Genomic DNA, 24,595 nt, shown 5'->3' with positions numbered 1-24,595 from the left:
TATAAGCCTTATAAAGTTAGCTGTCTAACGTCTATTGTAGCGGAAACTCTCTTACTATTTCAACGCATGGTGAAACCCATGCAAGCAGTGTGCATGGGTTGGTTGTTCTGCTTATAGATCTTACTTTGTTAAAGCATGCTCGACTTTTATACAACGATCCATAACTACAGTATACCCTTTTTTAGCGAGCAGGTCATATGCTTCTTCATTAATTAAACCAGATTGTGCCCAAAATACGTCTGCATCTACTTCTAAAAACTCTTCTGCAACTTCAAGCAAATGCTCAGAGCGACGAAATACATTAACGATATCAATATGCCCTTCAATTTCTTTTAATGAAGATACGGCTTTTACGCCGAGCGCTGAATTGATTGTTGGGTTCACCGGAATTATCTCGTAACCTTGCTGCTGCATGGCTTCTGAAACCATATAAGACGTTCGATGAGGATTATCTGATAAACCTACTACAGCAATGCGCTTGCTTTTTTTTAATATTTTACCAAGCTCTTGACGGGAAGGAATTTTAATGGACATGTCTATTACCTCTCTTAGCTATATAATATGTACTGAACAACATTCGCGATTTACAGTTGATTTCCTGCATATAGTACCCGTTTTCTCTACTTTTGTAAACGCCTTCTTTTTTTAAAATAATTGTCTCTCACCCAAAACTAACTATGTTTTTTTAAGTATCTCATGGTAAAATAGAAACGATATAGAAATAAAGGAGCTTTCAAACATGAATTATTTATTACCTATTCTTGCCTATATCTTGGGCTCTATTCCTTTTGGACTAGTTGTTGGAAAACTAGGATACGGCATCGATATACGAGAGCATGGAAGCGGCAATTTAGGCGGCACCAACTCGTTTCGTACATTGGGTGTAAAAGCCGGAATTATCGTTACGCTTGGAGACATTCTAAAAGGCACCTTAGCAGCTTCTTTACCGCTTTTATTTGATACAAATCAGAACATTCTCTTCATTGGTTTATTTGCTGTCATTGGTCATATTTTTCCTATTTTCGCAAAATTTAAAGGCGGGAAAGCTGTTGCCACATCCGCCGGAGTGATTTTATGTTATGAACCTCTTTTATTTGTTTTCGTGCTATTATGTTTTTTTATCTGCTTATACATAACGAAGTATGTATCACTGTCATCAATGGTTACTGGGGTATTAACCTTTATCTACACGCTATTTAAACAAGACTACATGCTTATTATGATTATTGGTGTAATTGTAGCCTTTGTCATTTACAGACACCGCGCAAACATTACGCGAATTCTTAACAAAACAGAACCGAAAGTCACATTTTTTTCAGGTAAAAAGAAATAAGAGGCTCTTCCTCTTATTTCTTTTTTTATAACCACTTTGTAAGCGAATACATTTCTTGTTTATTAGTTATACTGATACTAAAATAAGGAGGTGAATACTGTGAAGAAAAAATGCCCTATTTGCAAACGTAATAAGAAAATGGATTCACAGCTAGAAGGAAGCCGCTACTGCGTTCACTGCTGGGAAACCATTGGAAAACAATATGATTTTAAATGAAAGAATGAAACGATTTAATATAGAAATGAAGCATTCGCCTCTATATTAAATCGTTTTATTTTATTTTATCTTATTCCTTCCTAGCTGGATTCGTATATATTGGTAATTTATCTATCTTTCTACTATAATAAATGTATCCGCAGTATTGGAAGGAGCATAATTAATGAAATTAACAGTAACAGAAGCAGCAGCTACGTGGTACAAAGACGAAATGATGCTAGAAGGAAACGAAACAATTCGCTTTTTTGTTCGCTACGGCGGATGCAGCAACGTTCAAAAAGGTTTTTCTTTAGGTGTAAACACAGATTCTCCTAAAAACGTTGGCGTTGAAACAAAAGTTGACGGTTTAACATTTTTCGTAGAAGATGAAGACCTTTGGTACTTTGATGGTCATGATTTGACCGTAAATTATAATGAAGAAACAAAAGAACCTGACTTTCATTACGAAGCGTAAGAAAAAAGCATCGATTTATCGATGCTTTTTATTCTTACGCTTAACCCTGCTTTTTGGCGTCTTCATAGGCTTTATGCCATTCTGGATAATTACGGCGAATCGAAATAGGCTTAAAGTTTTCTTTTTTTACACATACGTGTGACGATGTTCCTGTTAACGCAAGTTCTTCATCTGAATTAAAAATTTCGTATCCATACACAACGCGTAGACCGTCATAGTTCTCAACCCAAGTATGTACCACAGCTGTCTCGCCATAATGAAGCGGCTTTTTATATGATGCCTGTATATCAATAACTGGCGACAGCACACCGTCTCTTTCCATTTGTGCATAGCTAAAACCTAAATCACTGATAAACTGTGTTCGGCCTATTTCCATCCATACTAAATAGTTAGCATGATACACAACGCCCATCTGATCGGTTTCTGCATAGCGCACTTCGATTTCTTTCTTCGATACTAGCATGATTCTACCTCCTCTTGCACTGTTCCTGTTTTATCTTACCATATAAGGAGAATATACTCCTACTAGTTTGGTCCTGACTCAGTAGGTTGTAAGACTAAGCGCTTCTTGAATTCGGTATATCAGTGTTTCCAGCCCCGTCATCTTATTTTCATACTTTTTATAGGGAAGCGTATATGTGTGACCTTTATTTGTCCATAGACGCTCAAAATAAGCGTTTAGTTCGGTCATAACCTTTTCGTTAGAAGGTCCTGATACTTTAATATCCGTTTCTAAGTTCAAATCATCCAAATTTCGTTTTGTGAAATTTGCTGCTCCTGCAATAATCATTGCCTTTCTTTTGTTTCGAATAAATAAAGTTTTAGGATGATACTGCTCTTTTCCCGTATGATACCAGCGAACTTTAATATCGCCTTTAGATTTTTTCACAAGTTCTGCTGCGACTGGACGGTTAGGCAGTCCGAACTTTTTTCTTCCGAACGCATTTTCATTAGGGTCTAAAATTAATCGTACGTTTGCCCCTTGTTCGGAAGCTTTCAAAAGCGCCTTTATTACGTCTCGATCTCCAAGATAAAACATGCCAAGCCACACATCATCGCCTTTTTTAGCATGACGTAAATCTTGTAATACGTGCTTATAGATTTTGCCTTCTGTTAACAGCTGAACATAGAGGTCTCCCTTTTCTTTTTCTTTCTTTTTATATAGAGGTAAATCTCCTCCGTAAGAAAAATCAGACACGGCTTGTTCGCTTTTTACGACATCTCCAATGATATTCCCTTTTACTTCAAAGGCCATGTTGGAATTATAAAAGCTTGCATCATGAGGATTGGCAGAGGAGATAATAACGCTTTGATCGGTTGCTACTACTTTTCTGTGATTAGCTTTTACATTTAACAACTTAAAATAAGCACGGGCCGTCACGTTAGGCGCATTATTTCCGAAAGGATTCGTGATCCATCCAGTTCCTTTTTCACCAAACCACTGAACAAAAGTTCTCCACACTGAAGAATATAGTGGAATGGAGTCTCTGAGCTTAGATAAATTGGTTTGCACCACTTTGATTCCGTTTAGCCGCAGTGAATCTAACCACTTTGAATCATGTGAGCCGTAGGTTGTGTTTATTTCATCCGTAATAAAGACTATTTCGACATTGGGATGTTTTCGTTTCTTCTCAATCAGCTTACTTGCAAGCGTATCACTAAGGTGAGGAAACGTTTCACCTTGGTTATAGTAGCCATTAAATAGAAACATATCCATAATAATAAAAGCTTTTGCGTCATCAATCGCATTCGTAACTGCTTGAAAAATATGTTGTTCGGAAACCGACGTCTGCTGGTCTTGATACGTTAGGTCCGATAAAAGAAATACATCTTCTACTTTGTGAGGCTTACTTTCGTATGAAACTCCTTTAGGCAAGGGCTTATGCGTTTGATAAGAGCCCACAATAATCAAAACGACAAGTAAACTGACCAAAATCCTTACTATTTTCTTTTTCACGTGCTTTTTCACCTACATAAACCTCTTCGCTAGTTTATATTATTATTCACCTTACTAAAAAAATATAGAAAGAAAGCAGCTAAAACCGTTTATTTTTAGCTGCTTATTGTCGCTGTTTTACTTATTAAATCGTACCTTCGTAACCATTTTGACGAGCTTCTGATTCATCTTTTATTTCGCTGCGCATTGCTTCAATGCTTACTTCGCGATTGTGATTTTTTTGCTGAATGCGCTGACGTTCTTCTTCAGTGCTGCATGCAGCAGCTTCTTCTGCTTCTTCAATGTTTTTCATTGTATTTTGTACCATTGTTTGTAATTTTTCAACGTTATCACTACGATCGTCTGGATTCGGTTTATTCCATGCCATTGTATCTTCCTCCTCAAAATAACTTTGTTACAATTGTAGTATGCCGGATTTGTTCATCTCTATAAGTGGAAAAAAATGATTTTAGTTTACATAATATAATTATAATTAAGTTAAAATATATATATAAAACATACATAATATGGTAATATATACATACAAAGGGGGAATCGCTATGACCAAACGATTGATAGCATTACTAAGCGCCATCTTTATTGCAGTGCTTGCCGTATTTTTTATGTCGCAAACTTCATTGGCATCAAAATTGACAATAAGTGCCTCTATCAAGCCTCACCATTAGTCAAAACATGAAGAAAAAATGTTAGCCGTGACAAACTTAGACTACAAAAGCAATATCATGGCATACGATGTTAAAGCTCCTAATGGAGCAAAAGAAGCTTATGTAAAAGCTACTTATTATGAAAAGGGAAAAGCCAAACAACCTTTATTCTCAGGAGGGTTGACTGTTTCAAAAGAATTTGACATGTTTGCTATTACATATAAAATCGATGATGATACTCACAAAGTAATGTTTAATGTGGGAAGCAACGATACAAACCTAGGGATAGAAGCGGAAAAGCCAAAGAAAATGAACGGCTATTCCTTTACTGGATTAGAGAAAAAACAAAAAGTGAAAATGAATAAACCATATCCAGTTGCTGCTTTATTTGGTGACGATGGCAGTGGCATACGAGTTGCTCCGCTTTCAACCGATGACGGAGAAGTTGTTAAAGAGCTTATTTCGAGCAACCCTTACGTTTATTTATTCACAGTAGAATTCAAAGAATAAAAAGTCGCTGAATTCAGCGACTTTTTATTCATTCACCTTTGGTTTGAATAACTTGAGGATGCTTGCCGGATGTATCTTGCATTTGTTTTCCGTTATTTCCACCAGCTTCTCTCGGTTGAGTGCCGATGTGATTCGGAACAAAACTTTTGCTTTGTTTTTTAGGATTTCCCATGCTTATCCCCTCCTCACCGTTACTCTAACCAACTTACTTTAAAGTTATTCAGCTCTTTCAAGCATACGATCTTCTAACCGCTTTTCAATTTCCAATTCAATGCGTTCAATTTCTGACTGATCTTTTAACAGCTGCGTTTTATTTTCTTGCACTAACTCTTCAAATGAACGTTTGCGTAATTTTCTCATGATTCCAACACCTACTTTATGTAATTTTTATGAAAAATCTGAAAAATCAAAAGAAACTGATATCATATAACTATCTATATTGTAACCAATTTGTCAGATAAGTAAACATACTTTTTGAAAAGTTGTAAGAAAGTTTGACATATTTACTGACTTATCTATATATACGATGGTAAAGTAAATAAGTTTCATTTTTAATAAAACAAGCAGCGAAGTTAATTCGCTGCTTGTTGGGCAAAGTTTTCCATTTGTTTAAGCGTCATTGGACCATTCACTCGCTGAACAATTTTCCCTTCTTCATCTATAAAGTAAGATGTCGGAATGGTGGACACCCGGTATTTTTTACTTCCCACAGTATCTTGGTCGTCCAATAATACATGAAACGTAAACTGTTTTTCTTTCAGAAACTTAGATACTGCCTGTTTACTACCTTCTGATGAAGTTAAATTAACCGCAAGCAGCTGTACGTCGTTTCCATATTTCTTATAAAATGCTTGCATATCGGGCATTTCTTTTTGACACGGCGGACACCATGTGGCCCAAAAGTTTAAAATAACTTTTTTTCCTTTAAAGTCCGATAATTGAACAGTTTTTCCGTTCGTATCTGAAAGTGTAAACGGAGGTGCTGTATCTTTTGGTTCTAACCCATAAGCTTGACCAGAAGCCTGACGAGCACTATCGCCTTTTTTAATATTTAAATCCTTGTATTCGCTTAAGTTAGAATTATCGGATGCTTCATTTGGAGAAAGCCCTTCCCAAAGTGCGTAGCTAAGAAAGCCTACTAGAAGCAAGACCGCAATTATTTTTTTAACCATATGATCGGCTCCTTTATTTCTTCTAAAAAGTGATAATCTATGTACTAATAGATATGTGCAATATCTACTAAAATAATCCTTTTATCGGGCATTTTCTTTTATAATATAGCATATTTCCCTCTCACTTTTTGTCGAAAACGGTGCGTTTGCATAAAAAAAGAGCGGCTCACGAGAACCGCTCTTTTTCTTTATACCTTACGCATGTGTTTTAGACTGTAATTTATCACGAAGCACCATTTGAAGGATACCACCGTGACGATAGTAATCAATTTCAACTTCACTATCGAAACGAACCAGTACTTCAAATTCTTTTTTGTTTCCAGCTTCATCAGTTGCTGTTACTTTTACAAGATCACGTGGTTTTACTGTTTCATCAACTGCTACTGCAATTGTTTCTTTTCCAGTTAAACCTAATGTATCCGCGCTTTCACCATCTTTAAATTGAAGAGGTAAAACACCCATTAATACTAGGTTTGAACGGTGAATACGCTCAAAGCTTTCAGCGATTACTGTTTTAATACCTAAAAGATTTGTGCCTTTTGCTGCCCAGTCACGAGAACTTCCCATGCCGTAATCTTTACCTGCAAGTACAACAAGACCTGTACCTTGCTCTTTGTATTTCATACAAGCATCATAAATGCTCATTACGTCATTTGTTGGCCAGTACGTTGTCCAGCCGCCTTCTGTACCAGGAGCTACTTGGTTTTTAATGCGGATGTTTGCAAACGTACCGCGCATCATCACTTCATGGTTACCACGACGAGAACCGTATGAGTTAAAGTCTTTTGGTGCTACACCGTTTTCTTGAAGGTAAAGACCTGCAGGTGATGTTTTAGCAATTGAACCCGCTGGTGAAATATGATCCGTTGTCACTGAGTCACCAAATTTCGCTACTACGCGAAGCTTATTTAACGGTTCTACTTCACCTGGCTCTTCTGATAAGCCTTCAAAGAACGGTGGGTTTTGAATGTATGTTGAATCATTCTCCCACGTATAAAGAGCATCTTCGCTCGTTTTAATTTCATTCCAGCGCTCATTGTCATCGAATACACGCTCATACTCGTTGCGGAATAGTTCAGGCGTTACGGTACGGCTAACCACTTCTTTAATTTCATCTTGAGAAGGCCAGATGTCGCTAAAGAATACTTCATTGCCGTCTGTATCAATGCCGATTGGATCTTTTTGTAAATCTACATCTACCGTTCCAGCCAGTGCATATGCTACAACAAGCGGCGGAGAAGCAAGGTAGTTACCTTTTACTAATGGATGAATACGTCCTTCAAAGTTACGGTTTCCTGAAAGAACAGACGTTACAAGCAAGTCGCTGTCTGCAATCGCTGCTTCAATTTCAGCTTCTAATGGACCAGAGTTACCGATACAAGTCGTACAGCCATAACCTACGATGTTAAAGCCAATTTTATCTAAGTATGGAAGCAGCCCTGAATTTTGAAGGTAAGCCGTTACTACTTTTGAACCTGGTGCTAAAGAAGTTTTCACGTAAGCTGGAACATTCAATCCTTTTTCTACCGCTTTTTTCGCAACTAAACCGGCTGCTACTAATACGTAAGGATTTGATGTGTTCGTACAGCTTGTGATAGCGGCAATGGCAATGGCACCTGTTTTCATTGTTGTTTCTGAACCGTCTGCAAGCTTAAACATAATTTCTTTATCCGCGTCTTTAGCATCAAGTCCGAAGCTTTGATTGCTAACAGGAGCTGTTAAAGCTTTCTTGAATTCTGTTTGCATTTGAGAAAGTGGAATTAAATCTTGCGGACGCTTTGGACCTGAAAGATTTGCTTCAATCTCAGCAAGATTAATCTCCACAACATCAGTGAAAACTGGATCTTCATTTTCTGGTGTAAAGAATAAACCGTTTGCTTTTGTATATTGTTCGACAACCTGAATGTCTTTTTCATCTCTTCCTGTTAAACGCATGTATGCTAATGCCTCTGCGTCAACTGGGAAGAATCCACATGTTGCACCGTATTCAGGAGCCATATTAGCAATTGTTGCACGGTCAGCTAATGGAAGTTCTGCTACGCCAGGACCGAAGAATTCAACGAATTTTCCGACTACTCCTTTTTGACGAAGCACTTGCGTAACTTTTAACGCTAAGTCTGTAGCTGTAGTACCGTTTGGTAATTCACCAACAAGTTTAACACCGATTACTTCAGGAACTGGGAAATAAGAAGGTTGACCAAGCATGCCTGCTTCCGCTTCAATACCGCCAACACCCCATCCTAAAACACCGATACCATTAATCATCGTTGTATGAGAGTCAGTACCTACTAGAGAATCAGGGAAAGCTACGAATTCACCGTCTTCTTCAACAGCATGAACAACGTTTGCTAAATATTCTAAATTTACTTGATGCACGATACCAGTAGCTGGCGGAACTGCACGATAGTTATTAAATGATTTTTGAGCCCAGCTTAAGAAATTATAGCGCTCTGTATTACGTTGAAACTCAAGGTCCATATTAATTCGTAATGAATCAGCTGTACCTGCTTTATCAACTTGTACGGAGTGGTCGACAACGAGGTCTACTGGAATTTCTGGATTGATTTTGTCAGGATCTCCTCCTAAATCAGCCATTGCTTTACGAAGTGACGCTAAGTCTACAACCGCTGGAACTCCAGTGAAATCTTGAAGAATAACACGAGATGGTTTGAAAGGAACATCGATATCTTTGATATCTTTTGTTCCCCATTTTGCAAGGTTTTCGACGTGTTCTTTTGTAATAACACGGCCATCTACCTGACGAAGAACAGATTCTAATAATACTTTAATTGAATACGGCAGCTTAGATACGTTACCTAAACCTGCTTCCTCTAAAGCTTGTAAGCGGTAATAATTATATGTGCTGCCATTAAGATCGAATGACGAACGAGCGTTAAAAACGTCTTTTTTAGTCATTGCTTTTACCCCCTTAAAATTCTATGTATAAAGGATTTTCTTACCCCATCCTCTATTCCCTTCACCATCTATCTTAATATAATATTATACATAAGTAAATAAAAAGAATGTTATTAATTAACATAAGTTTCACTTATAACCTTTTTCCATCTTCCTTTTATTTTTCTAATAATTCATATTTCATTGATTTTTACGCATGCTAGAAACGGAGGTGATTCAACATGGCTAAACGCAAGTCAAACCACGTCATTCCTGGAGCTAACGCGGCTAGCGCTCAAGGAAAAGGAGCGGGTTATAATGAAGAATTTTCAAATGAACCATTAACCGAACAACAGAAACAAAATAATAAAAAACGCAAAAAAAATCAATAAAACACTCTCTTATTGGATATACTAATCACTAGTTAGAAAAGCAAAATCGTTTAACTCCATGAAATCTAACGAGAAGGCGTCATTATATATGGCGCTTTTTTTCTGTTCCCATTTCCTGTTTTTGCTAAACCTATTTTTAGAAAGGGGAATTTTTCATCGGATAAATCCCCTGTCACTATCCCACCCTAATAAATGAAAGGGAGGGTTTAACTATGAACAAAAACAGCAGCAAAGACATCAGAAGAAATGCGCCAAAAAGCAATTCTGGACAGCCCGAACCGCTAAGCGGATCTCATAAAGTAAAGAACCGTAAGCATTCTCGCCAAAAACACAATAGCGGACATGATATGTAAAACAGCGGCAAGCTCTCTACAGAGCTTGCTTTTTTATGCGTGGAAAAGACAGCTAGGACTTCAAGCTTATTCTTTGCGCAGGAGTTCACTAAGTACATAAACGCGCATATGATAGTAAAGTGAAACAGTTTAAATAATGGAGGAACGCAGAAATGAAAAACAAGCGTCTGCCAGCAGACCAAATGTTTGTAAAAGGCTTTCAAGAGTTGTTAGAAATCATGCTTTCAAATCCCTTTATGAGTTTTTTAGATTATGATTCCGTTCGTATAGATTTATTTGAAACGGAACAATCATTTATTGTCGAAGCTGAATTATTAGGATATCACCCTAAGGATATTATCGTTCAGATACAACCTGACCATTTACAGCTGACAGCCAAAAAATACTGTATTAGAGAATTTCATGATGAAAAGCAAGGAACGCTTGCAAGAGAACAAATGGAAGAAAGCGTTGAACGTACAATTGACTTTCCATTTTTATTGTTGAATAAAAAAATTACCGCTACATTTAGTAACGAAATCCTCGAAATTACGATTTCTAAACATGAGACAAATGAATCTAATCAGCAAATAGTCCCTATTGAGTTCCAATAAAGCTGCAGATGTTGTCTCTGCAGCTTTATTGGAACTATTTAATTGTTTATTTAGCACATAGTTTTTTTAGAAAGTTTTCCTTTTCAAAACCCTAGGATATCTAATTGGTTTTACGGCACACTACTAAAAAAGAGTAAAAGGAGAACGTTTATGCTTCATACTGCTTGGAAAGGTAAAATCAGCTTTGGATTAATTGATATCCCTATTAAACTCCACGGAGCAATTGAGGAAAAAGATGTAAAGCTGCGCACGCTACACTCCGTTTGCCATACACCTATTCATCAAGAAAAACATTGCCAAACGTGTGGACGAGAAGTAGAATCCGATGAACTGGTTAAAGGATACGAAACAGCGACCGGTCAGTTTGTTGTACTTTCACAACAGGAAATTGACAGTGTCAAAGGACCCTTCGCAGCAAACAAAGCTGTTGAATTGTTACACTTTGTTTCATTAAATGACATTGATCCCCTGTTTTTTGATAAGCCCTACTATATCTCTCCTGGAGAAACGAGCCTAAAAGCTTATTATACGTTGTTAAATGCGCTTGAAATAACGAATAAAGTCGGTATTGCCAATGTATTTTTATATTCCAAACAGCAAATCGCCATTATTCGTTCCGTGGGCGGCTCTCTCGTTCTTCACACGATGCATTTTGAAGAAGAACTTCGTTCAGTTACAGATGTGCCTAACTTATCTAGTACTTCTTCTATTAATGAAAGTGATACCCAAGTGACGGTGGAATTAATTGATAAGCTATCTACTTCTTTTAATCCGTCTATTTACAAAAACAACTACCGAGACGCCTTACAAAACGTCATTCAACAAAAAATAAATCAAGGCGAAGTTACAAAAAGCAGCGAAAGTGAAGAAAGAGACATTCGACATTTGATGGAAATGTTAAAAGTGAGCATAGATCCTTCTACTTTACAGCCGACAAAATCAACAGCAGAGAAAAAAACGTCATCTTTAAAAAAGAAAGCATAAAAAAAGCTAACGAAGAAGTTCGTTAGCTTTCATTTGCAACAGAAGTCTTAGGAATAATTGCTCCATATGACGCCGGTATTTTTAAATATTGCGTTACTTGATCATTTTCCACAAAAACAATAAAGTTATCTTTTTTATCTTTTCCAATACCTTTTGCTTTTGCTTCAGACCAATTGAAGCCCAGCTTTTCATTTACCTCACTGCGGGTCGTTTCCGGTCCAAAAACATATACTTTATCCCATCTAAAATCACATAATTCATTAAAATCAAGGATGGAAGCTTCTTCTTTACTTTGATTTGTTTTTTTAATTTCATTAATTACGGTTTGCTGAAGTTGCGCTTGGTTGCGTTCGCTGTATACCCTGTCAATAAAAAAAGTTGCCAATAGCGCTACTAACGTGAATAGTAGAATCTTTTTCACTTCGTTGTCCTCCTGATACGTTCTCTGCACATGATACGACTTCTTTTCGATACGGTTTTATTCTCTACTATTCTAGAAAATTCAACAGGAAAATACAACTAAAATCTCGAAATGTCATCAAAACATAAAAAACTTAACACTATGTCAACGCATAAAAAAAAGGCTTGTTCACGTTCTACCTATTTACCTAATCAGCGCTGAAAAGATTTGGTTCTTCCGTACAAATAGTTTTAATAAATTCTTCTACTAGCCCTTCCTCTCCCGGCAAAAAAGGCAGCGCACCCACTCCAACGCGTTCAATACTTTTATAAAAATGATGCTGCTTATAGCCTTCTGCTTTCCCTGGAAACAGCACAACCGCTGTTTGTACCGGTTTTATTCCATTTCCCTCTACAATAGCGTCTCGGTAACGATGCATGGTATTAATATCTTCTTCTCTAGGTGAAGGCGTATCGTGATTTGGTTTGATACGATACTTAGCGTCAAAAAGGTATACACTTTTTTTCTCCCCTTGCTTTACTTCAAGCAGTAAGTCAGGCTTTTGAATAACAGTATGAGTATGATGGTATGCTTTCTGATACCATAGCGTGACTTCTGCTTTCCCCACTTGAAAACGATGATAAGACGGCTGCATCCTGACGTTCAACCCTTGTTCTGTCGTTGTCATGATGTTTTGTTCTATCCGTTTGCCGTAAATTTGCAACTTCTTTAAAAGACTAACATACGTCCAGTATTCATAGAGAGTTGCGATATCTTTTAATGAAAGGTGGTAAAACTCTCCGTTAAGAGCCAACCCTCGCGTTAAGAACATAAAGTATCTGCTTGCTTCCCGGTAGCGGGGTGCCGTACGCAGTGTAGAAGAAAGCGTTGAAACTTGTATGGTCTTCACTCTTTGCCAGAACACATTGTTTAGCAGCCTTTTTAATTCGGTATGATTAGTTTCTAGAGCCGATACGGCTTCTTTTTTTACATATCTATCTTCTATCAATTTGTCAATTAGTGTAGTTAGCTTGTGATACAGCTGCGTCATCATCCATTTTACACTTTGATTTTCCAGATTATCATAGGTAGACACATGCCTGGTGCCAATCGCTTTTGTGGGTACTACTTTTATATTTCGATTAATTTTAATCCCCCTGCTTGAAGGTGCAAGATAGGTAGGGTGGGTTCGGACAAAAGATATAGCACGGCTATCTTGTTTTTTTATTTGATCTCCTCTCATGAGCTCATGTTCAACTTTTACCGATTGAAACGGCTGATTTTCAATCTGACGCACAGAATGAAGAAAGGGTTTCATATAGTGAGAGAGAACATGATAAAATTCTGTCCATGTTGCTTGCTTAGACCAAACAGATTTGGCTTGAATATATGTTTTACGAAGCATATCGTATGCCAAATCATGAATGTATTCGTTCACTTCATCGACCATGTGTACATAGTCTGTCTTGTAGCTCATCTTTGAAGGGAAAATTTCAAGAGTAAAGGAGAGCTCTTTTTCTCTTTCGCTGTAAACATGAAACGTAGAATACCCTACCTCATTTTGAAAGCTTATATTTCCCGTCAAAATGTAGGGAAATCCTACGCTTTGAAAGCTTTGTTCAACCCCTTTTGAATCGTGGTTAACAAACAGTCTTGTTTGATTTTTAGAAACAACTGTAATTTGATAGGTTTCATTTTCAAAAAATAAAGGCTCAAGCGGCGGTTTTGAAGTCATCATGCCTTTTGTTTGATTTAATACTTTTACATGTGTAATTCCTTTTCCTGTACAAGAAAAAAACATCATTTCTTCTGCAGATTTTATTTTTTTCTTATTTTTCCCTTTTATAACCACCGTACACGTGTCAGTTTCAATTTCAACGTACGGTATTAATCCAAAATGACGTGTATCCGTATACTTCAAAACGTCTCATCATCTCCATTATTTTGCGTGCGCTTTTAGGAAATCTCATCCCATCTGCATTTACGACAGCTGTCTCAAATTCATCATCTAACAGCGTATTTGTACAGTAATAGTAAAGGTTTTTTAATAAATCAAATGTGTACCCATCGCTTCCTGAAATACGAGGCAAAACTTTTTGCAAAACCTGAAAATCAAACGCCTGATCAAATGTAAACATTCCGCTTTTCACCGCGTGAATTAAATAAAAGCATATTTCGTCGCGTACGCGGTAACCTATTTGTAAATCGACTTCTATAAGCATCTCATTGATGGTTATCAGTTCATTTGTTACTTCGTGAATGAGCTCAGCATGTTCAACATACGCATCTTTTAAGTGAACGTATTGACTTTGAATTTGTACATTTTCAATACTGTGCCGAGGTGGATCTCTATCATCTAAAAAATCAAAAGAATCTAGCTGAATCTTATTCAGCTCAATGGTGTTGGTACGATCTAACAACTTTTGACTGAACCCATGAGTTGTTTCATCCATATTAATCGTACCAATAATGAGAAGGTTAGACGGCAAATAAATATCTCGGAACATCTTATGTCCAGGAAATAAAGGAGCTGTTTTGATTTTCCCTTTTGACCAGCTTCTGCTTTCCATCACGCTTAAAATATCGCTAAAATAATGTTCAACTCGAGCTAAGTTCATTTCATCCAATATGGCAACATATGTATAAGCTGGATGCTGAATGGCTTGCTGCATAATCGACAGAAACGATCCTCTGCGAAAATCTCCTCTTAAATCAATATACCCTAATAAATCTGAACTATCGTGCCAATCGGGCCGAACTGGAATAAGCACTTGTCTTCCATTTTCAATCGTAGCACCGATACTATCTGCCAAGAGCTGCGCAAGCTTTGTTTTTCCCGTCCCGCTCATTCCTGATAAAACAATAAACGGCTTGGTCTTTAAAGCAAAGTAGGCGTTGGCTATATCTTGTCGTTCGTATGTAAATCCAGATTTCTTAATATACTCATGAATGTGGACGATGGCGTCTTTATCGCCCATCATCTCTTTGCTCATTCCGTATGTTTTTATATACTGTTCATGTATACTCAGCAGTAAATGCAAATCATCTTGAAGCTGATCATTGTTAGGTAAGTCTGCTATATTGTAAGGAAGGTAAAGAGCTACTCTATCCTCAAAGCTTTTCGCTTCCATGCTTGTACCAATGACAATATGATTATCTTTCAATACGCGGGCATGTTCAGGAGTAAAAAAACGAATGTCTTTCAGATCAGTTCCTTCTTCTGAGTCTCCTCTCATCATGACTAAGTAAATACGCTGACCGTCTTCACTGAATAAATATGCTACTATCACATCACTCTCTATATTCTTATTGGCAAGGGTCACGTAAGGAAATGTTTCAGCGTGGTGGCCCGATATACGCATTTCTTCTCGATTTATATGCTCCAATCGATAAAGAGAAATCGGAAGCCGGCGTGTAAGCATATTTTCTATTTCATGTTTTACAAGTACGTCTCCACCCATTTGTTTATAATGTTCCGCTACATACAGCAGCCGATCGCGCAAACTCATCGAATTCTCTCCTTTCTGCCTTCACTGCAGTTTGTAAAAATAAAAAGCATCGTCAGCTGACCACGCAAAAGTTTCGTTTCTTTTATTATAGACGCTTTCTTCGTATCGTAAGCTATTTTATAACGTTAGAAAACACTACATTATTCTTTTCTCTACTTATCTCTACATATATGTTTATGTTCATTTTAATGAAACATGACAGAAAAGAAAAGCGTTAGGGGGCTTAATGAATGAAGAGGTAATGATACGAACAGAAAATTAGGCAGCTTCTGTACGCAGTGATACAATCGCCATTATGCTACATGATTATTTAATGTCTGATGCTTTTGGCTGAGTAAAGAAAAAAATAAAAATAACCAGCGGCAGCGCCATAAGAAAAATACTCGTCTCTGAAGGTCTTACTGTAGGTATATCCGTTAATGACATCTTAATCAGTCCTTTGTAAATTTTTCAACTAAGTCAGGATTTACATAAAAATGTTTTGATACGGTACGATGAAAAAACTGAGAGGATTGATTTAGTTCACTTAATGCAGGTTCTGTTTTAGGAACGCCAAAAATAGGTCCACTTACATTAATGGTAAACCTTCCAGAAGAAATAAAGGCGCCCGACACATTAATCTGGTTATTAAGCAGCAACGCCGCAAGAATTACATCAATCATATCAATAATGATATTAATTCCCGCATCTCCGCCTTTTCCTTCTATTCGGCTAGTTCCTGTAATAGGCCCCCCTACTGAAATACGAAAAGCTCCGGGTGTCACAAATACGCCTATAATTGTTATTTGGCCAGTTAATAATAATATAGCTGTTACTACATCCAGATTTCGTTGAATGGCAAAGATCAGTTCCCTTTCTTTGTCAAAGCCGCTTTTCCATTCCACATTCTCCACACCCTTAGCACATACTATTCTAAACACGTGTAAATGTTATTCTATTTTTTCTTTTTCCTGTCTCACTCCCGCTCCGAAAAGTGTAAAACAGATTTTACTGCGTCTTCAATTTCTTTATATCCTGTACATCTGCATATATTGGAAGCAAGCCACTCCTTTATAATATCGTCACTGCCTGAAGGATGGTGTTTGGAAAGCAAATGAGCATTCATGATAAAACCCGATGTGCAATAACCGCACTGAAAAGCAAAGTGTTCAATAAAAGCTTTTTGCATAGGTGAACTCTTCAGCCCTTCTATAGTCATTATTTCTTTCTCTTCTGTTTCTGCCGCTAACATGAGGCAAGATTTCATTGGCCGCTGATTTATCCCTACTGTACAAGCTCCGCAGTCCCCGTTTAAACAGCCTGGTTTTGCTCCGGTAAGGCCCAGCTTTTCTCTTAATACATAAAGCAACGTATCTGCTGTTCGGATATCAACCATTTTTTCTTCACCATTAACCTTTAGCTTAATTGTTATTCTATACCGTTCATCTTTTAGCACATTACGTTCCCCCCAACTCTGTGAAAATATCAAACAATAAATTTTTAATCACAAATTTGCGATAGCGATCCGACCCTTCTCCATCATTCAAAATCTGAGCGGGTATATACTCAAGAGCAGTTTGAATTCGAGCTTCTAATGGCGTTTCTTTATGATTTAGCACTTCTTCTATTTCTGCTGAGCGAAAAGGAAACGAACATACTCCGCTGAAAGCTACTCGAATGGTTCCTTCTGTTTTTAACGCTGCTATTGTCACTAGCGGATATCCTGTATCCCACTGCTGGCGCTCTTTTATACTCATATATGGCAGGGCAGCATACTTCGTTTCAACAAACACCTGAACAAGAAGTTCTCCGTTTTTCAGCTGCAAACGCCGGTTAAAAAGGTCGTGAATCGAATAGATATTTGTTCCAGCAGGACCTGCCACCGCAAGTTGACTATCCGTTAAAAGCAGCGGCAATACCGCTTCTCGATAAAAAATATGCCCACAAATATTTCCTCCTAGCGTTATTTTATTTCGAGCCGTGTGATCAGCCACTTCGCTAGCAGACTTACTTAATAAAGGAAACAAATTTTTCTCTTCCAGTTCAGTTAACGTTACTCCTGCACCAAAAATCATCCAGTCTTCATCGGCTTCTGCTTTTTGAAACTCGGGTATATTTTTTATATCAATAACAGCATGGGTAACAAACAAACCCAATCTGCCTAATGTCAGAATTTCAGTGCCGCCAGCATAATACCGCGGCTGTTTGCCTTGATTCTCTAACTCTTGAAACAGGGCAACTGCTTCTGAAAAGGTAGCAGGTTTATAGTATTCAAAGTCAAACGAAATCATCTGCATTCCCTTCTTTCATTCTCCAAATCAACTTCCTCTTATTCCCTTCTTTCATTCTCCAAATCAATTCTGGAATAAGAGGAAGTTGATTTAATTCTGTTTCTGCTGCCACCGTTAAGCTGTTTCCTAAAGAAGCCGGCATACCAAGCAGCCCGTGTTCTCCGACTCCTCTAGCTCCGTACGCCGCATCTAATTGAGGCGTATGAACAAAATTCACTACGTACTCCGGATGCTCTCCGTAGCGAAGAGGACGATATTTCCGAAGCTGAGGATTTAAAATACGGCCATTTGAATCAAACCAAAATGTTTCTCTGCCTGCAAACGATAGTCCCATACTCATCGCACCCATGACTTGCCCTCTTGCCATTTTCTCGTTTAGCACGGTTCCTATATCAATAACAGAGACTGCTTTTACAATACGATATCTATACGTTCTAGGGTTATATTCCACTTCAACTCCTTCAGCTGCTACCGTCCATTCAGGCCCTGGACGCCCAGCTCCCGTTTCTTTATCCAAGTAGGTCATGCCTCTTAAAATATAGTTTCCTCTCCCTATGATTTGCCCTCCAATTGCATTTCCGTTCGGATATTTATAGCCATACACAATTTCTTTAAATTTCAAAGAAGTCTCAGGCTCATCCCGTAAAAAAACTTTTTCATTTTTTATTTCGATATCTTCCTCAGAAGCTCGAAATATACAAGAAGCTATCTTTTTTAATTGGTTAATCACATCTTCAGCGGCTTCTAAAACCGCTCTTCCTGCCATAAAAGTTCCTCTGCTAGCCACCGTTTTCCAATGTTCAGGAGTCGTTTGAGTATCTACTTCCATTCGCACATGAATACGTTCCACGCGCATCTGCAATTTTTCAGCCAATATTTGCGCGAGCACGGTTTTCGTCCCCGTGCCTAATTCAATAACGCCAGACATTAAATTTACGCTTCCATCCGGATTGAATGTGAGAATAACACCGGAACCTGCGTTTGTTTCAATAGTGGAGGTTTTCCAGACGCAGCTAATCCCTTTGGCAGTAATAAGGCCGTTTTCATGAACCGTTCTTTGCCCTTCCTCCCATTTGATCAGCTGCTTCAAGCGACGAATACATTCCGGTAAGTTACCGACGCTGCTAGACGTTAAACGTACTTGCGTAGGCGTAGTATCGCCCGGCAAAATAGCATTTTTTTCTCTAAACTCCAAAGGATCTATACCTGCTTTTTTAGCAAGGATGTCCATCGTACGCTCAAACGCAAACAATAGTTCTGAGTGGCTGAATCCTCGAAAAGGAGAAGCGTAAGGGTGATTTGTATATACACATAATGAATCACAAACAATATGTTCAAGACGATAAGGTCCCGTACAGTCAGCTGCTGCAGCTTTACTCAGGTCCGTTCCTTTATCTGCATAAGCACCGCTGTCAAACAAATAAAGAATGTCAGCAGCCTGCAAGAGTCCCTCTTTAGAACAACCTAGCTTGATTTTGGCATCTAGACCTATGTGAGCAGGCGAAGTGAGCATATCTTCTTCTCTTGTATTTAATATTTTAACCAGTCTTCCACCAACAGCTTTTGAAGCTATATAGGCAAGCAACTCCAGCTGGACAGCTGCTTTTCCTCCGTAGCCTCCTCCTACTAGCGGTGTTTCAACGATCACTTTTCCCGCTTCAATTTCAAAGTACTCACTGATTAATTTTTTCACCATAAAAGGAGCTTGAGAAGAAGTGATAATTTTAACTAATCCATTCGGAAGAATTTCAGCAGCGGCACTTCTTGTTTCCATTGCCGCGTGATCTGAAGGAGATAGAGAAAACGTTTCTTCAACTATTAACTCACTTTTTTGCCAACCTTCTTCCATATTGCCTTTTCGTATTTTGACTCTGTTTGCTACGTTGGTGCCGGGCTCTGGATACACCGTTTCATCATGCTTGTAGATGTGCATATGTTCATGCACTAAAGGAGAATCCGGCTCAATAGCGGCGCTAGGAGAATGAACGACAGGTAACGGCTCATATTGAATATGAACAGCACTCGCCGCACGCTCAGCGAGTGCAGGATTTTCTGCTACTACAAGGACTACCGCTTCTCCGTGATACCGCACTTTTTCAAACGCAAGCGGTCGCCGGTCACGAACTCCTTCCCCGGTTAACGGCAAATGCTCACCGGTCACAACCGCGTGAACACCGGGAGTAGCAATCGCTGCTTGAACGTCTATTGCTTGAATCCTTGCATGAGCGTAAGGGCTGACCACTATTTTGGCATGCAGGGAACCTTTAAAACTGTAATCATTTGTGTACCTAGCCGTACCCGTTACTTTTTCTAACGCATCTTTTCGAATCACGCTTTTCCCAATAACATCCACTCTTTTCACCTCCATCAATCAAACCCGTCTACATTTCTCTTTATATATCTTTTTAATGAGTTCATACGCTTGTTTTGTATCAACATCCATAAAAAAGGAAGCGTCGGTACATTCATAAAACATTCCATTTCCAGGTCCGTTTTGCCTTATAATTTTTCTTGCTCCTTGATCTCCTTGCAGCTTATCCAAGCTTGAAAACATTTGTTTTGAAAATAAAACCGGTGCTCTGGCAATTCCTTGATAAAAAGAAGAAATAAACGGAGCGGAGGAATGGTTCTCAAACAGAGAAACAAATGTATCTATCAGCACGATACTTATAAGAGGCTGATCTGCCAGCAGCACAATAATAGCATCAGCGCTTAATTCTTTTGCTTTTTTTAATCCGCATTTTAAAGACGCAGACTGACCTTTTAAGGCGCTACTACAAGAAGTATGACTCCACTTCTGCTGATATGCTTCTGAAAAAAGAATAGGGTCAATCCACTCAAGAGAATCTCCTTTCTTTGTGACTACTATCGTATGATTTACTTTTGAACAAACCGCTGTTCGTAAAGCTTTACTCCCTAAACATCCATTCCCTAAAGGCAGCAGCAGCTTATTGCTGCCCATCCTTTTACTAGCTCCCGCGGCAAGATAAACAGCAACAATATTTAACCCGGACATTTTCACCCCTTTTTTTCATCATACATTCGGAGGATCTCAATTAATTCAGCTACAATACTAACCGCAATTTCCTGCGGTCCTACCGCTCCTATAGAAAGTCCCACGGGCGAATGAATATGGGAAGGAATATCGGTATTCAATAATCGAAGCGTTCGCTTTTTAGACCCTAAAACTCCTATATACTTCACAGGACTTGATTTTAATAGCGAGAGAATTTCTTGATCGCGATAAAAATTATGCGTCATAATCACAACAAAATCATCGCTCTGAACGGACAAGTGTTTCTCTACTTCCTCCGGGAATCCAATCTGTATTTCCTCTGCTAGCGGAAAATGTTCCTTATTACATAAAGCCGGTCTCCAGTCGCATAAAGTAACAAAAAACCCCGTATTGGCAGCAAGTGATACTAAATATTTTGCATCAGCACCTGCTCCCCATATAATTAGACGAGGCTTCGGTTTATATAGATGAGCATATGTGAGCAGAGAGCAATTTGAAAGTTGAATACCGCTCTTTCTCCCATTCCAATCATCTGTTGCAAAAGATGATTCGTCGCTATTTGCACCAAATGTTTGGCCCGTCTTTTCTACATAAAAAGAGGTTGTTTGAATAAAGTCTTTTTCTAATTTTTTAATATGCAAAACAGGATTTCGGTTATCTAAATGACGTTTTACCCGCAGAAGATCTTGCTTCATCTTCGCAGTTACAGGTTCTAGGAGAATATAGAGAATTCCATTGCAGCCTGCTCCTTGTCCCCACCCCGCATCACCTTCTTCTTTTAAATTGTACGTAACGGTTAATACGTGCTCAGTATCGAACAACTCTTTTACGCGCTCAGCAAGATCTGCTTCTACACAACCAGCGCTTAACATCCCAATGTTCTCCCCGTTTTCTTGAAACAGCATGGACGTTCCTTCTTTTAAATAAGAGGATCCTTCTACATGAATAATCGTTGCCAACACGCTTTTTACTGTTGATTTTTCTACAGTATGTAAAATGTCGTGCATTTTTATTATTTCCTCCTTTTACTACTGATTTTTTAAAATCTTTTCACGTTTTGTGGAGAACTAAAATACGCTACAGTAGGCTACTTCTGCTCTCGGAATGAATCCATGTATTATTCATATTTTCAACGAAGCTACAATAAGCTTTTAAAGACTTAGAAGAACTGTCGTTTGAAAGGAGAATAGTATGCTATTTGACTCAACAAAAATCAACCTAGGAAAATTGAACGTTCGCAGTGCTGATCAAGCAAGCAGTATTTCTATTGGAAATACGTCAAAAGTTACAAGGTATGTAACAGCAAAGAAAAATCAGGCCTTCGGACAGCAGCTCGCTGATCAATGTTTTTCAGCAGGATCTGCTTACAAAACTGTAGATAATGATTATGTGGATGCATTTGCAACAAAAAATGATAAATAAGGAGGAAACCATATGATTTTTTCACCTATGGTCATTAACTTACAAGCCTTCAAAGTGAACGTTCTGGATAATTCATCCGTTTTAAGTATAGGACCTAATCAGCAGCTTGACGTGTTCGTATCTTATAAACGTAATCAAGGACTAGGAGAATCAAACGGAGATTTTTCTCCAAACGTAACTCCGTTCTCATGGATTATAGATTCAGACGTAAACGATTCAAACTCAGTTAAAAACAGCGTAATTTAAGCTTCTACACCGCCTCTAACGAGCATGACTACTAGCAGCATACCTTCATCTATTCGTCTACTAGTATTCAACCTGATGCCTAATAAATATAACCTGCGTCTGAACTGGCTATATTTATTAGGCTCTTTCTATGAAATGGGTACTTTTTGAAAAGACGATGGGCTATCAATTTGATCACGATCATCAACACAGCTTCTCGTTCCTATAAACCCGCTATCATCACCGAAATTTTGCCCAAACCCCTGTGTTTTTTTATCTGAATTATTCCAGTCTGCTAGTAAATTCTGTCCGATATTTACCGCAGACGCATTTTCAAAGGAATTTATCTTTAGCATTAAAATATTAATATTTATAGATGCACCTGACATTTAAACCACCCCCTTTTCAAACTATATTCAAATTCCATCTTTTTATGATGTGTGGTAAGGAGGAAACCATATGGACTTTGATAAACTTATGCAGTGGATGGAATTTGCTAAAAAATATCAAACAAATGACTTTTGGAACGGTGTTTTTGATCAGACTGCTTTTAACGACTTTATGAAAGAAAATATGGATATGAACGCTCCGGATTCTTATCAGGCTCCTCAAGCTCCTAAAAGTAATTTTCCGCCTGTCGACATTTATGTTACTCCTCACGAGATCATTGTTATCGCTGACCTGCCTGGTTATCTAAAAGAAAACTTGCACGTTTCTGTTTCAGGCAGCCGGCTTCTATTAAAAGGCTCGCCCCACCCTCTCATTACAGGGCAGCCTGTTGTACAAGAACGACCTTCTGGAGATTTCAACCGAATTATCGAATTGCCTGAGCCTACAGATGCGCATCATCTGCGTGCAAAATTTGAAAATGGACTGCTTATTCTTTCTTATCACAGGCAGTTTTTTCAAGAAGAGCGTATTCATATTGAATAAGGTTTAGTAGTTTTACGAATGAAATGTAATGCTGCACATAAGCATTTATAAATGCAAAAAATTTAATATTAACTCCCAAACTGAATCAATATTTATTTATCTAACTGTGATTACAGAGGAAATAAGCCCAAGATGAGGAGAAGCGAAATGTCTATGAAAGGATTTTTCAACCCCAAACAGACTAACCAACATCTTCAAACTGAGCTAGCGGACTTCAAACATCAAATCAAGCGTATTAACACGCTTGAAGTTCACATGAACCGTTTTTTAAAACTCGAACCGCAAATGGGTTCTCTCATAATGTTCAAAAAAAAGCTGGAGGCTCAGCCAGTGCTTTCCAACGATTCTTCATCTTCACAAAGAAGTGCTCACAAAAACACTGAACAATCATATACAAAAGACATGCAGGATACTGCTAGGCAGCTTCATTTTTTAAAAGAAAAAGTAGCACAATTGGAACAAATCATCTCCACGCAAAACCCTCGCGATAAAAAGAAAGAAGCTGTGCCTTATCCGGATATAGCTAGCTTAGTAGAACAATCTGTAGAGAAACAAATGGCTCCTTATCTCGAAAAAATGACCGAACTAGATAACAGAGTTTCAGCATTAGAGCGAAGTATGTCGCTTTTAACTGAAGTACAGGTGGACATGCTAAAACGAACGTCTTCTCTTCAAGAAGAAGTAAGATTGATTCATCAAAAAGCAGCACTTTTAGAAAATGCTCCTCCGCCTATTCATATTGATAAATTTTTTCTTGATAAATACGAACAAAACAACAATATTGGCCAAGTGGGCATTAAGGAGCTCGGAGGTGCTTTAAACATCGGAGCTACATACGGAAGCGGAGCTATACCAAAGGATTTTACGGACCAAATCCAAAAAGATATGGAAGAGTTAAAAAACGCTAAATCAGATATTTCTTCTGGTAAACCGAAGCCTGCACAAGAGGATAAAGAGAATTCTTCTTCCGCTTTCGAAAAAGAAGAAGCGTATACAGAAGTTCCTATTTTTGATGAAGATGATCCAAAGGAAGAGTCAGTCTAAAAAAGTTATAAAATTATATTTAGTTATGACTAGAATTTTTGCAAGCTATTCTTTACACTATAGGTAATAACTTCAAAAAAGGAGATATGCTGATGCCAAAGCTTTTATGGAGAATAGGTGCTGTCATGTTGCTAATGTGTGGAGGCTTTATCTTTTTATTTATTGCTGCTTCGCAAATGATGGTTCAGCAATACAAACCTTTTTTTAGACGCGAGAGTGCATAACTCTCGCGTTTTTTTATTGAATAATATCCTGTTTATGGTAATATATATA

At 38.0% G+C, this 24,595-nt stretch carries 31 protein-coding genes; 13 read left to right on the top strand and 18 right to left on the bottom strand.

What is annotated here, in order from left to right:
• Positions 1-120: 120 nt before the first annotated feature.
• A complete protein-coding gene (locus WKH56_RS15750; protein ID WP_013057242.1) occupies positions 121-534 on the bottom strand; it encodes a CoA-binding protein in 414 nt (137 codons plus the stop codon).
• 205 nt (positions 535-739) lie between these two features.
• On the opposite strand from WKH56_RS15750, the gene plsY reads away from it, so the two are divergent.
• Both plsY and WKH56_RS15740 read left to right on the top strand, forming a co-directional pair.
• Positions 740-1,333, top strand: a complete 594-nt coding sequence (plsY, locus tag WKH56_RS15745) for a glycerol-3-phosphate 1-O-acyltransferase PlsY (RefSeq protein ID WP_063247896.1) — start codon at positions 740-742, stop codon at positions 1,331-1,333.
• Between the two features lie 379 nt (positions 1,334-1,712).
• A complete protein-coding gene (locus tag WKH56_RS15740) occupies positions 1,713-2,003 on the top strand; it encodes a HesB/YadR/YfhF family protein (RefSeq protein ID WP_013057245.1) in 291 nt (96 codons plus the stop codon).
• A 40-nt stretch (positions 2,004-2,043) separates the two neighbouring features.
• Here WKH56_RS15740 and WKH56_RS15735 read toward each other — a convergent pair whose 3' ends face one another.
• The 3 genes from WKH56_RS15735 to tlp all read right to left on the bottom strand — a co-directional run bounded on the left by WKH56_RS15735 (position 2,044) and on the right by tlp (position 4,327).
• Entirely contained in the window at positions 2,044-2,466 is a 423-nt protein-coding gene (locus tag WKH56_RS15735; RefSeq protein ID WP_048019239.1) for an acyl-CoA thioesterase, read from the bottom strand.
• Between the two features lie 78 nt (positions 2,467-2,544).
• Positions 2,545-3,960, bottom strand: a complete 1,416-nt coding sequence (locus WKH56_RS15730) for a phospholipase D family protein (RefSeq protein ID WP_243494710.1) — start codon at positions 3,958-3,960, stop codon at positions 2,545-2,547.
• 124 nt (positions 3,961-4,084) lie between these two features.
• Complete coding sequence (gene tlp, locus WKH56_RS15725) at positions 4,085-4,327, bottom strand: small acid-soluble spore protein Tlp (protein ID WP_013057249.1); 243 nt, start codon at positions 4,325-4,327, stop codon at positions 4,085-4,087.
• A 172-nt stretch (positions 4,328-4,499) separates the two neighbouring features.
• Between tlp and WKH56_RS15720 the strand changes: the two genes are divergently transcribed.
• Together WKH56_RS15720 and WKH56_RS15715 are read left to right on the top strand one after the other, a co-directional pair.
• Positions 4,500-4,625 (top strand): hypothetical protein, encoded by a 126-nt coding sequence (locus tag WKH56_RS15720; RefSeq protein ID WP_310883858.1) that lies wholly within the window; start codon positions 4,500-4,502, stop codon positions 4,623-4,625.
• Between the two features lie 18 nt (positions 4,626-4,643).
• Complete coding sequence (locus WKH56_RS15715) at positions 4,644-5,114, top strand: hypothetical protein (protein ID WP_310883859.1); 471 nt, start codon at positions 4,644-4,646, stop codon at positions 5,112-5,114.
• A gap of 28 nt (positions 5,115-5,142) precedes the next feature.
• On the opposite strand, the gene WKH56_RS15710 is transcribed toward WKH56_RS15715, so the two are convergent.
• The 4 genes from WKH56_RS15710 to acnA form a co-directional block, all read right to left on the bottom strand.
• Positions 5,143-5,286 carry an acid-soluble spore protein N gene (locus WKH56_RS15710; protein WP_014459885.1) on the bottom strand — a complete coding sequence of 48 codons (144 nt, stop codon included), beginning with the start codon at positions 5,284-5,286 and terminating at the stop codon, positions 5,143-5,145.
• 44 nt (positions 5,287-5,330) lie between these two features.
• On the bottom strand, positions 5,331-5,474 hold the full coding sequence (locus tag WKH56_RS15705) for an FbpB family small basic protein (protein ID WP_014459884.1): 144 nt from the start codon (positions 5,472-5,474) through the stop codon (positions 5,331-5,333).
• Between the two features lie 212 nt (positions 5,475-5,686).
• On the bottom strand, positions 5,687-6,286 hold the full coding sequence (locus WKH56_RS15700; protein WP_028413159.1) for a TlpA disulfide reductase family protein: 600 nt from the start codon (positions 6,284-6,286) through the stop codon (positions 5,687-5,689).
• 195 nt (positions 6,287-6,481) lie between these two features.
• The gene (gene acnA / locus WKH56_RS15695; protein ID WP_063247892.1) at positions 6,482-9,202 is read right to left on the bottom strand and encodes an aconitate hydratase AcnA; all 2,721 of its coding nucleotides are present in this window, start codon (positions 9,200-9,202) and stop codon (positions 6,482-6,484) included.
• A 221-nt stretch (positions 9,203-9,423) separates the two neighbouring features.
• Between acnA and sspO the strand changes: the two genes are divergently transcribed.
• The 4 genes from sspO (at position 9,424) to ku (ending at position 11,503) form a co-directional block, all read left to right on the top strand.
• On the top strand, positions 9,424-9,573 hold the full coding sequence (sspO, locus tag WKH56_RS15690; protein ID WP_013083371.1) for a small acid-soluble spore protein O: 150 nt from the start codon (positions 9,424-9,426) through the stop codon (positions 9,571-9,573).
• 212 nt (positions 9,574-9,785) lie between these two features.
• Entirely contained in the window at positions 9,786-9,926 is a 141-nt protein-coding gene (locus WKH56_RS15685; RefSeq protein ID WP_013057256.1) for a small acid-soluble spore protein P, read from the top strand.
• 152 nt (positions 9,927-10,078) lie between these two features.
• On the top strand, positions 10,079-10,519 hold the full coding sequence (locus WKH56_RS15680; RefSeq protein WP_310883860.1) for an Hsp20/alpha crystallin family protein: 441 nt from the start codon (positions 10,079-10,081) through the stop codon (positions 10,517-10,519).
• 150 nt (positions 10,520-10,669) lie between these two features.
• Entirely contained in the window at positions 10,670-11,503 is an 834-nt protein-coding gene (ku, locus tag WKH56_RS15675; protein ID WP_048019234.1) for a non-homologous end joining protein Ku, read from the top strand.
• A 22-nt stretch (positions 11,504-11,525) separates the two neighbouring features.
• Here the strand turns inward: ku and WKH56_RS15670 are convergent, their stop codons facing one another.
• The 9 genes from WKH56_RS15670 to WKH56_RS15630 form a co-directional block, all read right to left on the bottom strand.
• Complete coding sequence (locus WKH56_RS15670) at positions 11,526-11,924, bottom strand: hypothetical protein (protein WP_048019233.1); 399 nt, start codon at positions 11,922-11,924, stop codon at positions 11,526-11,528.
• A gap of 187 nt (positions 11,925-12,111) precedes the next feature.
• Positions 12,112-13,824 carry a DUF2357 domain-containing protein gene (locus tag WKH56_RS15665; protein WP_048019232.1) on the bottom strand — a complete coding sequence of 571 codons (1,713 nt, stop codon included), beginning with the start codon at positions 13,822-13,824 and terminating at the stop codon, positions 12,112-12,114.
• Positions 13,778-15,412 (bottom strand): MrcB family domain-containing protein, encoded by a 1,635-nt coding sequence (locus tag WKH56_RS15660; protein ID WP_342836069.1) that lies wholly within the window; start codon positions 15,410-15,412, stop codon positions 13,778-13,780. Before WKH56_RS15660 ends, WKH56_RS15665 begins: the two co-directional genes overlap by 47 nt.
• Before the next feature lie 431 nt (positions 15,413-15,843).
• Positions 15,844-16,296, bottom strand: a complete 453-nt coding sequence (locus WKH56_RS15655) for a hypothetical protein (protein WP_372451734.1) — start codon at positions 16,294-16,296, stop codon at positions 15,844-15,846.
• Between the two features lie 71 nt (positions 16,297-16,367).
• Entirely contained in the window at positions 16,368-16,847 is a 480-nt protein-coding gene (locus WKH56_RS15650) for a (2Fe-2S)-binding protein (protein ID WP_063247888.1), read from the bottom strand.
• A 1-nt stretch (position 16,848) separates the two neighbouring features.
• Positions 16,849-17,682 (bottom strand): FAD binding domain-containing protein, encoded by an 834-nt coding sequence (locus tag WKH56_RS15645; RefSeq protein ID WP_342836068.1) that lies wholly within the window; start codon positions 17,680-17,682, stop codon positions 16,849-16,851.
• Complete coding sequence (locus WKH56_RS15640) at positions 17,669-20,035, bottom strand: xanthine dehydrogenase family protein molybdopterin-binding subunit (RefSeq protein WP_342836067.1); 2,367 nt, start codon at positions 20,033-20,035, stop codon at positions 17,669-17,671. The genes WKH56_RS15645 and WKH56_RS15640 overlap by 14 nt, the downstream gene beginning before the upstream one ends.
• Before the next feature lie 18 nt (positions 20,036-20,053).
• A complete protein-coding gene (locus tag WKH56_RS15635; RefSeq protein ID WP_342836066.1) occupies positions 20,054-20,698 on the bottom strand; it encodes an NTP transferase domain-containing protein in 645 nt (214 codons plus the stop codon).
• A gap of 2 nt (positions 20,699-20,700) precedes the next feature.
• On the bottom strand, positions 20,701-21,705 hold the full coding sequence (locus tag WKH56_RS15630; protein WP_342836065.1) for an XdhC family protein: 1,005 nt from the start codon (positions 21,703-21,705) through the stop codon (positions 20,701-20,703).
• 184 nt (positions 21,706-21,889) lie between these two features.
• Here WKH56_RS15630 and WKH56_RS15625 point away from each other — a divergent pair, with 184 nt between their 5' ends.
• Entirely contained in the window at positions 21,890-22,120 is a 231-nt protein-coding gene (locus WKH56_RS15625) for a hypothetical protein (RefSeq protein ID WP_033579133.1), read from the top strand.
• Between the two features lie 12 nt (positions 22,121-22,132).
• Complete coding sequence (locus WKH56_RS15620; protein WP_013057270.1) at positions 22,133-22,366, top strand: hypothetical protein; 234 nt, start codon at positions 22,133-22,135, stop codon at positions 22,364-22,366.
• A gap of 128 nt (positions 22,367-22,494) precedes the next feature.
• On the opposite strand, the gene WKH56_RS15615 is transcribed toward WKH56_RS15620, so the two are convergent.
• Positions 22,495-22,734 (bottom strand): hypothetical protein, encoded by a 240-nt coding sequence (locus WKH56_RS15615; protein ID WP_033579134.1) that lies wholly within the window; start codon positions 22,732-22,734, stop codon positions 22,495-22,497.
• 70 nt (positions 22,735-22,804) lie between these two features.
• On the opposite strand from WKH56_RS15615, the gene WKH56_RS15610 reads away from it, so the two are divergent.
• The 3 genes from WKH56_RS15610 to WKH56_RS15600 all read left to right on the top strand — a co-directional run bounded on the left by WKH56_RS15610 (position 22,805) and on the right by WKH56_RS15600 (position 24,546).
• Positions 22,805-23,278 (top strand): Hsp20/alpha crystallin family protein, encoded by a 474-nt coding sequence (locus WKH56_RS15610; RefSeq protein WP_342836064.1) that lies wholly within the window; start codon positions 22,805-22,807, stop codon positions 23,276-23,278.
• 147 nt (positions 23,279-23,425) lie between these two features.
• Complete coding sequence (locus WKH56_RS15605; RefSeq protein WP_342836063.1) at positions 23,426-24,322, top strand: dynamitin family protein; 897 nt, start codon at positions 23,426-23,428, stop codon at positions 24,320-24,322.
• Positions 24,323-24,414: 92 nt separating this feature from the next.
• A complete protein-coding gene (locus WKH56_RS15600) occupies positions 24,415-24,546 on the top strand; it encodes a hypothetical protein (RefSeq protein ID WP_013057274.1) in 132 nt (43 codons plus the stop codon).
• Positions 24,547-24,595: the final 49 nt, after the last annotated feature.

This window comes from Priestia sp. SB1, from assembly GCF_038898415.1.
This window is presented reverse-complemented; position numbering and strand designations above follow the sequence as displayed.